This is a genomic window from Streptomyces solicamelliae, assembly GCF_045348655.1.
GTDB lineage: Bacteria > Actinomycetota > Actinomycetes > Streptomycetales > Streptomycetaceae > Streptomyces > Streptomyces solicamelliae.
In genome coordinates, this window is the sequence record NZ_CP160404.1 from 3106989 (window position 1) to 3120706 (window position 13718).

General features: G+C 71.7%; 18 protein-coding genes. 13 read left to right on the forward strand and 5 right to left on the reverse strand.

The genetic code is table 11. The features are described from left to right. Positions 1–9 precede the first annotated feature (9 nt). The 3 genes from ABZO31_RS14220 (at position 10) to ABZO31_RS14230 (ending at position 3271) form a co-directional block, all read left to right on the forward strand. The gene (locus ABZO31_RS14220) at positions 10–858 is read left to right on the forward strand and encodes an ABC transporter ATP-binding protein (protein ID WP_406861548.1); all 849 of its coding nucleotides are present in this window, start codon (positions 10–12) and stop codon (positions 856–858) included. Further along, positions 855–2489, forward strand: coding sequence for a transporter (locus ABZO31_RS14225; RefSeq protein WP_406861549.1), 1635 nt, complete (start codon positions 855–857; stop codon positions 2487–2489). The genes ABZO31_RS14220 and ABZO31_RS14225 overlap by 4 nt, the downstream gene beginning before the upstream one ends. Positions 2490–2830: 341 nt before the next feature. Then, positions 2831–3271, forward strand: coding sequence for a subtilase-type protease inhibitor (locus tag ABZO31_RS14230; RefSeq protein WP_406861550.1), 441 nt, complete (start codon positions 2831–2833; stop codon positions 3269–3271). Positions 3272–3283: 12 nt separating this feature from the next. Here the strand turns inward: ABZO31_RS14230 and ABZO31_RS14235 are convergent, their stop codons facing one another. Further along, positions 3284–4171, reverse strand: a complete 888-nt coding sequence (locus ABZO31_RS14235; RefSeq protein WP_406861551.1) for an NAD(P)-dependent oxidoreductase — start codon at positions 4169–4171, stop codon at positions 3284–3286. A 111-nt stretch (positions 4172–4282) separates the two neighbouring features. Here ABZO31_RS14235 and ABZO31_RS14240 point away from each other — a divergent pair, with 111 nt between their 5' ends. Then, entirely contained in the window at positions 4283–4651 is a 369-nt protein-coding gene (locus ABZO31_RS14240; RefSeq protein ID WP_406861553.1) for a winged helix-turn-helix transcriptional regulator, read from the forward strand. 4 nt (positions 4652–4655) lie between these two features. Here ABZO31_RS14240 and ABZO31_RS14245 read toward each other — a convergent pair whose 3' ends face one another. Beyond that, positions 4656–5066 (reverse strand): hypothetical protein, encoded by a 411-nt coding sequence (locus ABZO31_RS14245; protein WP_406861554.1) that lies wholly within the window; start codon positions 5064–5066, stop codon positions 4656–4658. An 83-nt stretch (positions 5067–5149) separates the two neighbouring features. Here ABZO31_RS14245 and ABZO31_RS14250 point away from each other — a divergent pair, with 83 nt between their 5' ends. The 7 genes from ABZO31_RS14250 (at position 5150) to ABZO31_RS14280 (ending at position 9510) form a co-directional block, all read left to right on the forward strand. Then, positions 5150–5968, forward strand: coding sequence for a helix-turn-helix domain-containing protein (locus tag ABZO31_RS14250; protein WP_406861555.1), 819 nt, complete (start codon positions 5150–5152; stop codon positions 5966–5968). Then, positions 5965–6210: a DUF397 domain-containing protein gene (locus ABZO31_RS14255; RefSeq protein WP_406861556.1), complete on the forward strand. Its 246-nt coding sequence runs from the start codon at positions 5965–5967 to the stop codon at positions 6208–6210. Before ABZO31_RS14250 ends, ABZO31_RS14255 begins: the two co-directional genes overlap by 4 nt. An 82-nt stretch (positions 6211–6292) precedes the next feature. Further along, the gene (locus ABZO31_RS14260) at positions 6293–6550 is read left to right on the forward strand and encodes a hypothetical protein (protein ID WP_406861557.1); all 258 of its coding nucleotides are present in this window, start codon (positions 6293–6295) and stop codon (positions 6548–6550) included. Continuing rightward, positions 6547–6927, forward strand: a complete 381-nt coding sequence (locus ABZO31_RS14265; protein ID WP_406861558.1) for a hypothetical protein — start codon at positions 6547–6549, stop codon at positions 6925–6927. The genes ABZO31_RS14260 and ABZO31_RS14265 overlap by 4 nt, the downstream gene beginning before the upstream one ends. 102 nt (positions 6928–7029) lie before the next feature. After that, complete coding sequence (locus tag ABZO31_RS14270) at positions 7030–8493, forward strand: membrane-associated oxidoreductase (protein WP_406861559.1); 1464 nt, start codon at positions 7030–7032, stop codon at positions 8491–8493. Positions 8494–8581: 88 nt separating this feature from the next. Then, complete coding sequence (locus ABZO31_RS14275; RefSeq protein WP_406861560.1) at positions 8582–8944, forward strand: DUF1304 domain-containing protein; 363 nt, start codon at positions 8582–8584, stop codon at positions 8942–8944. Then, complete coding sequence (locus ABZO31_RS14280) at positions 8941–9510, forward strand: TetR/AcrR family transcriptional regulator (protein WP_406861561.1); 570 nt, start codon at positions 8941–8943, stop codon at positions 9508–9510. Before ABZO31_RS14275 ends, ABZO31_RS14280 begins: the two co-directional genes overlap by 4 nt. On the opposite strand, the gene ABZO31_RS14285 is transcribed toward ABZO31_RS14280, so the two are convergent. Beyond that, positions 9482–10996 (reverse strand): MFS transporter, encoded by a 1515-nt coding sequence (locus ABZO31_RS14285; protein ID WP_406861562.1) that lies wholly within the window; start codon positions 10994–10996, stop codon positions 9482–9484. The genes ABZO31_RS14280 and ABZO31_RS14285 overlap by 29 nt on opposite strands. A 105-nt stretch (positions 10997–11101) precedes the next feature. Here ABZO31_RS14285 and ABZO31_RS14290 point away from each other — a divergent pair, with 105 nt between their 5' ends. Next, positions 11102–11941 (forward strand): helix-turn-helix transcriptional regulator, encoded by an 840-nt coding sequence (locus ABZO31_RS14290; RefSeq protein ID WP_406861563.1) that lies wholly within the window; start codon positions 11102–11104, stop codon positions 11939–11941. A gap of 61 nt (positions 11942–12002) precedes the next feature. Here ABZO31_RS14290 and ABZO31_RS14295 read toward each other — a convergent pair whose 3' ends face one another. Then, complete coding sequence (locus ABZO31_RS14295; protein ID WP_406861564.1) at positions 12003–12533, reverse strand: GNAT family N-acetyltransferase; 531 nt, start codon at positions 12531–12533, stop codon at positions 12003–12005. A gap of 43 nt (positions 12534–12576) precedes the next feature. After that, a complete protein-coding gene (locus tag ABZO31_RS14300) occupies positions 12577–13098 on the reverse strand; it encodes a GNAT family N-acetyltransferase (protein ID WP_406861565.1) in 522 nt (173 codons plus the stop codon). 155 nt (positions 13099–13253) lie between these two features. On the opposite strand from ABZO31_RS14300, the gene ABZO31_RS14305 reads away from it, so the two are divergent. Next, a complete protein-coding gene (locus tag ABZO31_RS14305; RefSeq protein ID WP_406861566.1) occupies positions 13254–13670 on the forward strand; it encodes a hypothetical protein in 417 nt (138 codons plus the stop codon). The last annotated feature ends 48 nt before the right edge of the window (positions 13671–13718 follow it).

The window sequence follows — 13718 nt, forward strand, 5'->3', positions numbered from 1 at the left end:
GCGGGCGCCATGTCCGACGGGACCGCAGGGCGGCACGCGCAGGAACGGGCGGGCGGGGTCACCGACGGGGCGCCCCCGCCCGCCGTCCGCGTCGAGGGGCTGTGGAAACGGTTCGGGCCGCAGATCGCCGTGGCCGGCGTCGACCTCGTCCTCCCCTCCGGCCGCTTCATCGGCCTCGTCGGACCCAACGGGGCCGGCAAGACCACCACCCTGTCCATGATCACCGGCCTGCTCCGCCCCGACCACGGCCGCGTCGAGGTGGCCGGGCACGACGTGTGGCGGGACCCGGCCGCGGTGAAGGCCCGGATCGGCGTCCTGCCGGAGGGCCTGCGGCTCTTCGAGCGGCTCTCCGGCCGCGAACTCCTCGCCTACACCGGGCGGCTGCGGGGGCTGCCCGGCGCCGAGGTCGACCGGCGCGCCGCCCAGCTCCTCGACGTGCTCGACCTCGCGGGCGCCCAGCACCGACTGGTCGTCGACTACTCGACCGGGATGCGCAAGAAGATCGGCCTGGCGGCGGCGCTGCTGCACAACCCCGAGGTCCTGTTCCTGGACGAGCCCTTCGAGGGCGTCGACCCCGTCTCCGCGCAGACCATCCGCGGCGTCCTGGAGCGCTACACCGGCTCGGGCGCGACCGTCGTCTTCTCCAGCCACGTGATGGAACTCGTCGAGTCGCTCTGCGACTGGGTCGCGGTGATGGCCGCCGGCCAGATCCGCGCCCACGGCCCCCTGAAGGACGTACGCGGCGACGCGCCGTCCCTGCAGGCCGCGTTCCTGGAACTGGTCGGCGCGAACGGCCGGGACGCCGCCGGGGACACCCTGGACTGGCTGGGCGGCGGGGCGGGGGCGGGCGGCCGATGAGCGCGGCGGTCTCCGAAGGGCCGGCATCCGGGCCGTCGTCCGCGCCTGCATCCGGGCAGGCATCCGGCCTCACGCCCGTCTTCGTCCGCCTCAAGTGGGCGCTGCTGCGCAACGGTCTGCGGCAGTCGACGGGCCGGGCGGTGGTCTTCGTCCTCTCCCTGGCCGGCGCCCTGCTGGCCGCGGCGGCGCTGGTGTTCGCCTTCGTCCTGCTGCGCGGCACCGCGGACGTGGACACCCTGGCGGTGCTGCTGATCGGCGTGCTGGCGCTCGGCTGGGCGGTGATGCCGCTGTTCGTGCCGAGCGGCGACGAGACCCTGGACCCGTCGCGGCTCGTGATGCTGCCGCTGCGGCCACGCCCGCTGGTGCGGGCGTTGTCGGTGGCCTCGCTGGTGGGGATCGGTCCGCTGTTCACGCTGTGCCTGGCGGTGGGCGGCGCGCTGGCCCTCGCGCACGGGGCGGCGGGCGTGGCCGCGGCGGTGGTCGCGGTGCCGCTCGTCGTCCTGGGCTGCGTGGCACTGTCGCGGGCCGTCGCGGCGGCGAACATCCGGCTGCTGAACTCGCGCAGGGGGCGGGACCTGGCCGTGCTGAGCGGCCTGTTGATCGCGGTGGGCATCCAGGCGGTCAACTTCGGCGCGCAGCGCCTCGGCCGCGCGGGTGGGCTCGGGGTGCTGGACCCGGCGGCGGAGGTGGTCGGCTGGCTGCCTCCCGCGTCGGCGCTCGCCGCCGTCGACGCGGCGAGCGAGGGCGCGTACGGGAGGGCGGCCGCCGGGCTGCTGCTCGCGGGCGCGGCGCTGTGGGCGCTGCTGCTGTGGTGGCGGCGGAGCCTGGTGCGCCTGATGACCGCGCCGGACGGCTCGACGATCGAGGCGGCCGGCGTGCGGGGCACGACCGCGACGGGCGGCTGGGAGGGCCGTACGGGCGCGGTGATGCAGCGGAGCCTGCGGTACGTGTGGCGGGACCCGAAGACGAAGGCGGCGTGGGTGACGTCGCTGGCGATCGGCGCGATCGTCCCCCTCTTCAACGCCCTGCAGGGGACCGGCTCGATCTACTTCGCGTGCTTCGCGTCGGGGATGCTCGGCATCCAGATGTACAACCAGTTCGGACAGGACACCTCCGCGTTCTGGATGGTGGCGCAGACGATCGCCACGACCGAGGACGCCTACGCGGAGCTGCGGGCGCGGGCCCTGGCCCTGCTCGTGATCACCCTCCCGTACACCGCCCTCGTCACCGTCGCCACGGCCGCCGCGCTCGGCGACTGGGCGGCCCTGCCGGACGCGCTGGGCCTGGCGTTCGCGCTGCTCGGCGCGATGGTGGCGACGGGCGCGGTGGCCTCGGCGAACTTCCCGTACTCGATCCCGCAGGACAGCGCGTACAAGAACGTGGCCCCGGGCCAGGGCGGGCTGGCGTGGATCTCGATCCTCGGCGGCATGGTCGCCGCGGCCCTCCTGTCCGCCCCGGTCGTCGCCGCGACGATCACCCTCCACCTCACCGACCACCGCGAGCAGCTCTGGCTCGTCCTCCCGGCCGGAACGGCCTACGGCGCCCTGATCGCCTGGGCGGGCCTGAAGGTCGCGGCCCCCCGCACCGCGCACCGCCTGCCGGAGATCCTGACGGCGGTGAGCAAGGGCTAGGGCAAAGGCGCGGGGCAGGGGCGAGGAGCAAGGGCCAGGGGGTCAGAGGCTGCCCGCCGAGGCGCCGGGCGGGTCTTTTCAAGACGACCCCATACGGATTCAACTCCTCCGCCCCTCAACCAATTTCGGATCCGTGCAGGTCAGGCTGCCGTTTCAGGTTGAACCACTGGCGCCCCCAAAGGTTCCGAGGGCCCGTACGACCAGTCGGTCGGGGGGTTGTGGGGCCTGGCGGCCGGAAAGCGGTGGGTGGGAGCGCGCGAACGTGCGATCACACAGGGCGTCGACCAGACTCCCCTCCGCAGTCATCCTGCACTCGCACTGACATCCGAAGGGACACCCCCGTGCGTCACGTCAGCAGCTTCCGACTCACCGCTCTCGCCGCCTGTACCGGCCTCACCCTCGTCGGCACCGCCGCCACCGGCATCGCCGACGCCGCGACCACCGGCCTGTACCCGCCCTCCGCCCTCGTGCTCACCATGGGCACCGGCGAGACCGCCGGCACCGCCACCGTCGTCCGCGCCGTCACCCTGACCTGCGCCCCCACCCCCGGCGGCAGCCACCCGGCCCCCGAAGCCGCCTGCGCCGAACTGAGCGCCGTGAACGGCCGGTTCGGCGAACTCGCCGCGGAGTACCCGACGCGCGCCTGCACCCGCCAGTACGACCCGGTGATCCTCACCGGCGACGGCGTCTGGCAGGGCAAGCGCATCAGCTGGACGGCGACGTACGGCAACGCGTGCGAGCTGCGCTCGACGATGGAGAAGCGGCAGGTCTTCGCGTTCTGACGAGCCCCGCCTTCAGGCAGACCTCTCCCGGACGCTCTCGAAGATGCGGGCGAACGCTTCCCCGCCCCGCCCCGCGTCGAGCTGACGCTGGACCAGCCGCTGCACCATGGCGATGGGCTCGGCCCCGACGCCCTCCTCCGCTGCGGCCTCCACGTAGATCCCGAGGTTCATGAAGTCCAGGCTCATCTCCCCCGGAACGCCGTAGTCCCCGCCGTCGATGACCTTCGCGTAGCCGTCGAGCTCCCCGGTCATCGCGGTCAGCCAGGGTGCGGCCAGCCCCGCGAACTCCCGTGCGCTCACCCCCGCCGGCGCGAGCAGGGCCGCACCCTGCATGAACCCCGCGAACATCACGAACATCGACGACAGCAGGGCGAAGTCGTACAACGACGCCCGCCCGGCGTCCTCGCCGTAGTACGTGTTGGCCGCCCAGACATCGAGCAGCTCCCGGTGCTCCGTGAACACGTCCTCCGACCCGGAGTACAGGACCGTGGCACCGGGCCGCCCGATCATGCCGGGCACCGCCATGATCGCCCCGTCGAGGTACGGGATCCGCGCCCGGCCCGCCCACTCGCCCAGCTCCCGCGCCTCGGACGGCTTGGTCGTCGTCACATTGACCACGGCCCGCCTGGCCAGCTCACCGGCGAGCGGGTCCAGCACGGAGTGGACGGAGGCGTGGTCGAAGAGACACACCACGACGACGTCACTCGCGGCGACCGCCTCCGCGGCGGTCTCCGCCTCGGTCGCGCCGTACGCGAGGAGGGGATCGGCGCGGCCGGGCGTGCGGTTCCAGACGGTCGTCACGTACCCGGCGTCGATCAGGTGCCGGGCCAGGACGGAACCCATGGATCCGAGCCCGAGGACGCTGACGCGAGGACGGTTCTTCTCAGCCTTGTCCACCATGAGAACTCCTTGGAACGGTATCGGTGAGGACGAACCAATCCTCAAACGCCCCAGTAGAGTTGACCAGTACGGACTAATTAGTGGGGTACTCACCAAAAGGTAAGCAGGCAGATGAAGAAGACGATGAACAAAGGCCCGTACGCCTGCGGCGTCGACGCGGCCGTGGACGCCGTCTCGGGCAAGTGGAAGTCCAGCATCCTCTGGGAACTCCACGTCCACGGCACCCGCCGCTTCGCCGAACTCCGCCGCGGCGTCCCCGGCGTCAGCGAGAAGATGCTGATCCAGCACCTCCGGGAGATGGAGGACGACGGCCTCGTGCACCGCGAGGTCTACGCGGTCGTCCCGCCGAAGGTCGAGTACTCCCTGACGGACCACGGCGCGGAGCTCAACGCCGCCCTGCAGTACCTGGCGGAGTGGGGCGACCTCCACATCCGCCGCATCGGCGCGCAGAAGCTGGAAGCGGTACCGGAGTCGGCCTGAGCGCTCAGCGGAGCGCGCGGACGAGCTTCTCGTGCAGCAACTCCCCGTCCACGAAGGGGTGCTCGTCGGTCGGCAGGGACTGCCACTTCAGCGGCCAGGTCAGCCCGTCGACCGCCGGAATCCCCACGAAGGCGGACCCCTTGCCGTCCCGCCCCAGTGCCCGCGCCGGCGCCGGCCACACCCGTCCGGCGGACCCGCCGGGCGGCAGCAGGAAGTACAGACTCCGCTCCCGGGTGCACTCCCGGATGATCGGCCCGCCCGGGAAGTCCGTGAACGACAGCAGCCGGTACATCACGTCCTGCCCGATCACCCCGGGAACCCGTACGGCGTCGAAGTAGACGCCCGCGTGCCGCAGGGCATGCCCGGTGGCGGGCACCCATGAGGGCACACTGTCAAGCGAGTTGCGCAAGTTCATGACGTCAGCTTGGCGAGCGGATCTACTTTGTGACCAGCGCCACAGGGTGTTTGTGCGGGGTTGTGCACTTGGGGAGGTCGGTTGTGAACGTCGGGAACAACGGGAGTCCGGGGGCCGCGAAGGCGTTCGGGAGACTGCTGCGGTTCTATCGGGAGCGGGCGAAGGTTTCGCAGCAGACGCTGGGCGACGAGACGAGCTATTCCAAGTCGCAGGTGGCGATGATCGAGCGCGGGGAGCGTCGCCCGAAGGGCAATTTCGTCGCGATCGCGGACGAGTTCCTCGGTGCACAAGGTGCACTTCTGGAGGTCGCGGAGGAGGTGACGGCGAGCGGGATGGCTGCGTGGTTCGAGGACTACGTACTGGAGGAGCAGAAGGCGGCAGGGATCCACATGTACGAGAGCCACCTCATCCCCGGCCTGTTGCAGACCATGGACTACGCACGGGCGGTGTTCAACTGTGGCGTTCCGCCGCTGGAGGACGACGAAATCGAGGCGGGAGTCGCGGCCAGGTTGGCGCGCCAGCACGTACTCCAACGGAAACCCGCCCCACTCACGACGTTCGTCCTGGAGAAAGCCGCACTGACGAAGCCTCTCGGCGGCCCTGAGGTGTTACGGAAGAACCTTCTCCACATGTGCGAGATCGCCGAGCTGCGCAACATCGCGATCCAAGTCATGCCGGAGGACCGATGGACCCACGCTGGGCTCAGCGGCCCGTTCGTCCTGCTGGAGACCGAGGAGCGGAAGAGTCAACTCGTCTATGTCGAAGGCCAGGGCGGCAGGTACTTTCTGAGCGAACAGCCGGAGGTCGGGGAGTGCTTCGCCCGCTACAGCGAGCTGCGGGCGCAGGCTCACACCCCGGAGGACTCCGTACGACTCATCGAACAGGTGGCACGAGCCCTATGAGCACCGACCTCAACTGGTTCAAGAGCAGCTACAGCAGCGACCAGGGCGGCAACTGTGTCGAGGTCGCCGTCTCCTGGACGAAGTCCTCCTACAGCGGCGGCCAAGGCGGCGACTGCGTCGAAGTCTCTGTCTGCCCCCACACCGTCCACGTTCGCGACTCCAAGGACACCACCGTCCCCTCCCTCACCGTCTCCCCCGCCGCGTGGTCGGCCTTCCTCCGGGAGCTCCCGTCCGCCGGCTGACTGCCGCTTCCCTTGCCAGCAGGGGCAAGGGTACGGGTACGGGTACGTACCCGTTATGCTGGGATCAGGAAGGAGCAACGCCATGTCCGATGCAAACGTCCGTATCCCCGAGGAAGCCAAGGACCGGCTGGCGGCCATAGCGGCAGCCGAGGGGCTCTCGCTGCGCGCCTACCTGTCCCGCTTGGCGGACACGCTCCTCACTCCTGCCGAGCGGGCCGAGCAAGCCGAGCGGGCCAAGGCCACGCTGAACGCCTGGAATGGGTATGCCCCGACCCCCGACGAGCAGCAAGAGTTGGACGACGAGCTGGACCGACGCTTGGCGCAGGCGACACAACGGTGAACGACGCCGTGCACATCGTCCTGGACGAGACCGCCATGGCGGCGGCCGGGCAGGGCAACGTTCTCGCCTCCCGACTGATCCATCGGGCACACGCCGAATCCGGATGGTTCCTGTACGCGCCTACATGCGCCCTGGTCGAGGCCGATCGAGCCCGCCCGGGCACTGCGGAGCACCTGGCTGCGCTGCCCGGGGTCGTCGTCCTCGACCTGGACCTGCCCGGCGCCTTGGCTTTGGCGCGCCAGAAGACATGGGCAGCGGCACACAGCCAGTACGCGGCGCAGCCGACGGTGGAAAGGCCGGGTGGTGCGATCATCGCCACCGCGGCCCCGGAGCGCTGGATCGGCGAGGCGGTCCGCGTCCTGGACATCACACGCTGAGCGCTGTGACGACACTGATCGTCGGCGGTAGCGGCTTCCCAGGAGCGGGGCTGATCCGCTGGGCTCGTTGACAGCTCGTACACGGCGGGTGACAGTCCCGTGGTGAGCGAGATCAACGAACTGTCACCGGCGGAACAGCGGATATGGCGGGCGTTCCCGCGGGGCGAGGCCGTGGACTTCCGCGCCGTCGGCGAGGATCCGGCAGGCGCCGACGCGTGGGGCGCCGAGCGGACCGTACGGGCGAGTGTGCTGCGGGCGCTGCTGCTCAAGGCGCCGCAGGAGGAGGGCGAGATCGCCGCCCTCGCGCTCAGCGGCGCGCGGATCAGCGGGGTGCTGGACCTGCGGTACGCGACGGTCGACACGGCGGTCCGGCTGAGTCACTGCCGGTTCGACGGCGCTCCCGACCTCTCCGCCGCCAGGCTGCAGGAACTCGACCTGAGCGGCTCGGCTCTGCCCGGCCTGACCTCGGCGGGTCTGCGGGTGGAAGGGGTCCTGCGGATGACGGACTGCCGGATGCGGGGGCCGGTCCGGCTCGGCGGTGCGCAGATGTCCGCGGCGCTGGTCATGGACCGGGCGGAGTTCACGGCGGTGGACGACTCCGAGCCGGTGCTGCAGCTCAACCAGGCGGTGATCGGGCAGGACGTCTGGGCGCCGGAGATGCGCGCGCAGGGGACGGTACGACTCACCGGCGCGTCCGTCGCGGGGCGGATCAACCTGCAGGACGCCGAGTTCGAGGCGCCCAACGGTCTCGCGCTGGACGCGCAGAACCTCACCGTGGGCGGGCACGTCCGGGCGCGGTGCGTGCGGGCGCGGGGGCGGGTCGAGCTGCGGGGTTCGCGTATCGCGGGCCGGCTGGACCTGCTCCACGCGCGGCTGTCGAACCCGGGCGACACGGCGCTGCGGGCGAGCAGTTGTGTCTTCGGCGAGCTGTGGGTGCGCGGTGGGGACCGTATCGAGGGCGCGCTGAATCTGCGTCGCGCGCAGATAGAGATCCTGACGCTCGAACCGGAGATGCTCCCGGAGGAGGTGCACCTCGGCAATCTCCGGTACACGGCCCTCGCCCCGCACGAGCCCGCCGAGCGCCGGCTGCCGATGCTGGAACGGGACGGCGGCGCGTACGAACCGCATTCCTACGAGCAGTTGATCGGGTCCTACCGTCATGTCGGCGACGACGACGCGGCGCGGGTGGTCCAGCTCGCGAAGGAGCGCCGCCGGCGGGCGACGCTCGCCTGGTACGGACGACTGTGGGGGTACGTCCAGGACGCGACCGTGGGCTACGGCTTCCGGCCGCTGCGCGCGGCGGTGTGGTTGCTGTCCCTGGTGGCCCTGGGGGCGGTCGCGTACGGCCTGCGCCACCCCCGCCCGGTGAAGGCGGGCGAGGCGCCCGACTTCAACCCCGTCTTCTACACGCTCGACCTGCTCCTGCCGGTCGTCAGCTTCGGCCAGGAGTCGGCGTTCGCGCCGGTGGGCTGGTACCAGTGGCTGTCGTACGCGCTGATCATCACGGGCTGGATCCTGGCGACGACGATCGTCGCGGGCGTGACGCGCTCGGTCAGCCGCCAGTGATGAAACCTCCGCCCAGGTTCCTGGACAGGTGTCCATGTATTCTGGACACCTGTCCAGGATGTCGAGGAACCTGAGGAGTGGGACGGTCATGGAGACAACCGCGAACGTGCTGGTCGCGCTGGTGGCGGCGCTGCACGCGTACATCCTGGTTCTCGAGATGTTCCTGTGGGAGAAGAAGCCGGGCCGCGGCCTCTCCGGCTTCGACGCGGACATGGCCCGCGCCACCGCGCCGCTCGCGGCGAACCAGGGCCTCTACAACGGCTTCCTGTCCGCCGGGCTGGTCTGGGGTCTGATCGCGGACGATCCGACCGGGTTCCGGGTCCAGGTCTTCTTCCTCGTCTGCGTGGTCGTCGCCGGGCTGTACGGCGGATTCACGGCCAACCGGCGCATCTTCGTCGCCCAGGCGCTGCCCGGGGCACTGGCGCTGGCCGCTGTCCTGCTCGCCCGGTGACCGCGGTGCCGGCCGAGGATCCGCGTACGGCACGGACCCGGGCCAAGCTGCGCCAGGCGCTCCTCGAGGAGTGCGCCCACCGGCCGCTCGGGGAGGTCAGCGTCGCCGCGCTGGTGCGCCGGGCGGGAGTCGGCCGGGCCACGTTCTACCTCCACTACGCGGACCTGGAGGCGCTCGCCGTCGACACCTGCGCCGATGTCGTCCGCGAGGCCGTGGACGCCTTGCACGCGTGGCGCGGCAGGCCCGACCCCGCGACCCCGCCGCCCGCCCTGCCGGAGTTCTTCGAGCGCCTCGCCCCGCATGCCGGGCTCTACCGGGAGCTGCTGCGCCCCGGCGGCAGCGGACCCCTCGGCCAGGTGCTGCACCAGGACCTGCGCGCCCGCAGCCGCACGGAGCGCGCCCTGGCCGGCGCGCCGGAGCCCGATCTGGTCGCCTCGGCCGTCGCCGCGACCTTCGCCGGGGTACTGGCCGACTGGCTGCACGGCCTCATCGACGCAGGGCCCACGGAGATCGCCCAGCGGGTCTGGCGCCTGCTCGTCAACCTGCACCGCACTCCTCTGTCCTGAGGGCGAGGTGGCGCAGGGCGAAGGCGCCCAGTGCCGCATGGAGGAGGCCGGCTGCGGTGGCGGCGGCGTGCAGGCCGGTGACGAAGGCCGACCTCGCGTCGCCGACGACCGCGGCCGTGAGACCGGGGGCCTGAAGGGTCTCGTGGAGGGTGCCGGCGACGTCGGGGCCCTGGAGCCGGAAGATCAGGGCGGCCAGCGAGCCGAGCAGCGCGATGCCGAGGGCGTTGCCGAGCTCGTTGGCGGTCTCGGCGATGGCCGCCGCGGATCCGGCGCGCGCCGCGGGAACCGCGGCGACCGCGGTGTCGGCGACGACGCTGAAGGAGATGCCGTACCCGACGCCCGCGACCACCGTGCCCGCCACGTACCAGCCGACGCCGCCGTCGGAGACGTCCGTGGCGAGCAGCAGGAACATCCCCGCGGCGATGAGGAAGTGGCAGGTGAGGAGTGCCGCGCGGGTGCCGACACGGGCGACCGCGGCGGGGGTGACGACGCAGGTGACGGTGAGTACGGCGGCGCCGGGAAGCGCGACGAGCGCCGCGTCCAGGACGGTCAGTCCGAGGACGGACTGGAGGTAGATCCCGCCGAGGTAGGCCGTCGCCGACCACGCGGCCAGCGGCAGCAGCCCGGTGACGGCGGCGATGGCGAACGTCCGGTCGCGGAAGAGGCGGAGGTCGATCAGCGGGTGTGTGAGGCGGAGTTGGCGCCGGACGAAGCCGCCCAGGGTGACGGCGCCGACGACCCCGGTGGCGATCGGGAGGGCCGACAGCCCCTCCGCCGCGACGTGCTTGATCGCGTAGACGGTCAGCAGGATGCCCGCGGCGGACAGCAGCACGCTCGGGACGTCGACGCGGCCGGTCCGGGTGGCGCGGACCTCGCGAAGCAGGGCCGGGGCGAGGACCAGGAAGAGGACGACGACGGGGAGATTGATCAGGAAGACCGAGCCCCACCAGAAGCTGCTGAGCAGTCGCCCGCCGACGACCGGGCCGATCGCGAAGCCGGCGGCGAACGTGGCGGCGAAGATCCCGATCGCCCTCGACCGCAGGCGCGGATCGGGGAACAGCTCGCTCAGGACCGCCAGCGCCGACGGCAGCAGCGTCGCACCGGCCACCCCCATCAGCGCCCGGCAGGCGATCAACGCCTCCGGCCCCGGAGCGAACGCCGCTCCCGCCGACGCCGCACCGAACACCGCCGCGCCGGCCATCAGCAGCCTCAGCCGCCCGTACCGGTCCCCGATGCTCCCGAACGCGATGAGCAGGGACCCGACGGCGAACCCGTACACGTCGAGGATCCACAACGCCTGCCCGGCACTCGGCGACAACGCCTCGGACACCTCGGCCATCGCCAGGAACAGCACCGAACCGTCCATCGCCACCAGGAGGACCGGACCGAGGACGACCAGGAGACCCAGCCACGCTCGGGGGCCGGGTACGGGACGGGCCGTGGGTTCGGCCGTGGGGGAAACACGCGGATCGTGATCTGTATCCATGCGTCCGACGGTGCGGCAGCGGCCCGCGCCGCAACCATCCCCGCGCCGTGGGTACACCTCACAGGGACACCCGGGAGACCGGGTACCGCGCCTAGGCTCGGCGTCATGGAACTGGAGGGCATCGGCGCCTATCTCAAGACCCGCCGCGACCGGGTCACGCCCGCCGAGGCCGGGTTGCGCACGTACGGCGCCGCCCGCCGCGTACCGGGCCTGCGGCGCGAGGAGCTGGCGCAGCTCGCGGGAGTGAGCGCCGGGTACTACACGCGGCTGGAGCAGGGCCAGGCCGGTACGGCCTCCCGGCAGGTCCTCGACGCGCTCGCCAGGGTCCTCCGGCTCGACCCGGCCGAGACGGCCCACCTGCACAACCTCGCCCGGCAGCCCACCGCGCCACGCCTCGTCCGGCCCCGCCCCGAGGAGCCGCACCCGCGGGTCCTGACCCTCCTGGCGTCCCTGGGCGAGGCGGTGCCGGCCGTCGTGCTCGGCCGACGCGGTGACGTACTGGCCTGGAACCGCACCGGGCACGCCCTGGTCGCCGAACACGTCGACTTCGACGCACCCCACGAGCCGGTGCGCCGGCCGTCCGTCCCCCGGATGTTCTTCCTCGACCCGCTCACGCAGGACCTGTACGCGAACTGGGACGAACTCGCCCGCATCCACGTCGCGTACCTGCGGCTCACCGCCGGCCGGTACCCCACCGACGCCCGGCTGGCCGAACTGATCGGCGAACTCGCCATGCGCAGCCGCCACTTCGCCGCGCTGTGGGCCGAGGGCGACGTCGCGGACTGCACCGTCGGCACGATGCGCCTGCAGCACCCGACCGTGGGCCGCATCGACGTGGACTACCAGGTGTGGCTCCAGCCGGAGAGCCCCGACCACCGGCTGGAGGTCTACACGCCGAACGACGGGGCGTCGGGGGACGCGCTGAGGCTGCTGGGGGTGGGGTGAGGACGGCTCGGGCCGGCGGGGCTGTTGCGGGTGTTGCGGCCGTTGCGGCTGTTCGGGATTCTCAGGGCTTCCATTCCTCCGCGAGGAGCCCGAGCAGTACCTCGTCCAGGAACTCGCCCATCACCCAGGACGAGGAGCGCAGCACGCCCTCGCGGACGAAGCCGTTGCGCTCGGCGGAGCGCAACATCGCGGTGTTGTCCGCGAGCGTCTCGATCTGCAGGCGCTGCAGGCCGCGGACGACGAACCCGTAGTGGCACAGCACGGCGACCACGTCGGTGCCGTACCCCTTGCCGCGAGCGGCAGGCAGCAGGCCGAGGCCGATGTGGGCGGCGCGGTTGTGGGTGTCGATGCCCCAGAGCGTCGCGGTGCCGACGAGCGTCCCGCCGTCCAGCTCCACGACGGAGAACGGGACGCTCCCCTGCTGTGTTTCGTCCACCACGAGCCGCGGATCGTTCGAGCCGGGCGAGATCGGCCGCCACGGGCCGCCTTCGGCGCGCGAGGAGCCGGCGACATCGTCGTACAGCTCGGTCCGCAGGATCGGGATGTCGTCCTCGTGCCGGGCCCTGAGCCCGACCTTTCCGCCTCGAAGCATGCGAGCTTCCTACCGTCGTGGAGCGGTCGGCGGCAAGCGGAATTCAGCGGTCGGCGAGCGGTTTCTGGTACCAGGCCACGTCCCAGAACCGCCCGAACTTACGCCCGACTTGCTCGAAGCGTCCGACGGACCGGAAGCCGAAGCTCTCGTGGAGGCGCTGCGACGCCACGTTGGGCACGGTGATCCCGGCGAGCGCCATGTGGACGTCCTCGTGCCGCAGGACGTCGAAGAGCGCGGCGTAGAGGAGGCGGCCGATGCCGCGCCCCACGTGCTCGGGCGCGAGATAGACGCTGGTCTCGACGGACGTCGCGTAGGCCGGCTTCGGGCGGAATGCGCTGCTGGTCGCGTAACCGAGGAGCCGGCCGCCGTCCTCGGCCACGAGGAGACGGTGCGGACCGGAGTCGGGATGCGCCAGGAGCCAGGGCCGGCGCTGGTCGGGGGTCACCGGCTCGATGTCGAAGGTGACGGGTGTCTCGACGACGTAGTGGTTGTAGATGCGGGTCAGTTCGTCGAGGTCGCTCTCGTGGCCGCTTCGGATCTGCGTCGCGCTCGCTGTCGCCGTCATGGGTGGGACAGTACGCGAGGCCGCGGACAGGCTGCCGGCCGGAACCCCGGCCGTCAGGGGCTGAACGGCCTCCTCGGCCCATGGATGGGCCAGATGTGCTCAGCGGGCGGGAACACCCTTGACCTCAACCAAGGTTGAGGGGAGAGGGTCGAGTCATGACGACACACGACGACTCGACGATCCTCCTCTTCCGGAACACCATGCGCATCACCGAGGGCCACCTGGAAGGGTTCCGCGATGCCATCGCCAAGGCGGTGGCGTTCGTGCAACAGCACGGACCGCAGCTGATGGTGGAGACCTTCGTGGACGAGGAGCGGATGCTCGCCCACAGCTTCCAGCTCTACGCGGACTCCGACGCGGTCCGCACCCACTGGCAGCTGGCGGACCCCTACATCCAAGAGGTCATGGAGCACTGCCAGGTGGAGCACTTCGAGGTCTTCGGCGAACCGGACGCCGACGTCACGGCGGGCATCCGATCGGCCCTGGGCGACCAGAGCAACCTCACCTTCGCCCCCCGCCTCGCCGGCTTCGTCCGCTTCACCCCCGAAGGCGGGCCCGCCCTGGCCGAATGACAGTCCCGTCGCCGCCCCCGGAGCAGAGTCTGTCGATTCGGTGCTCCC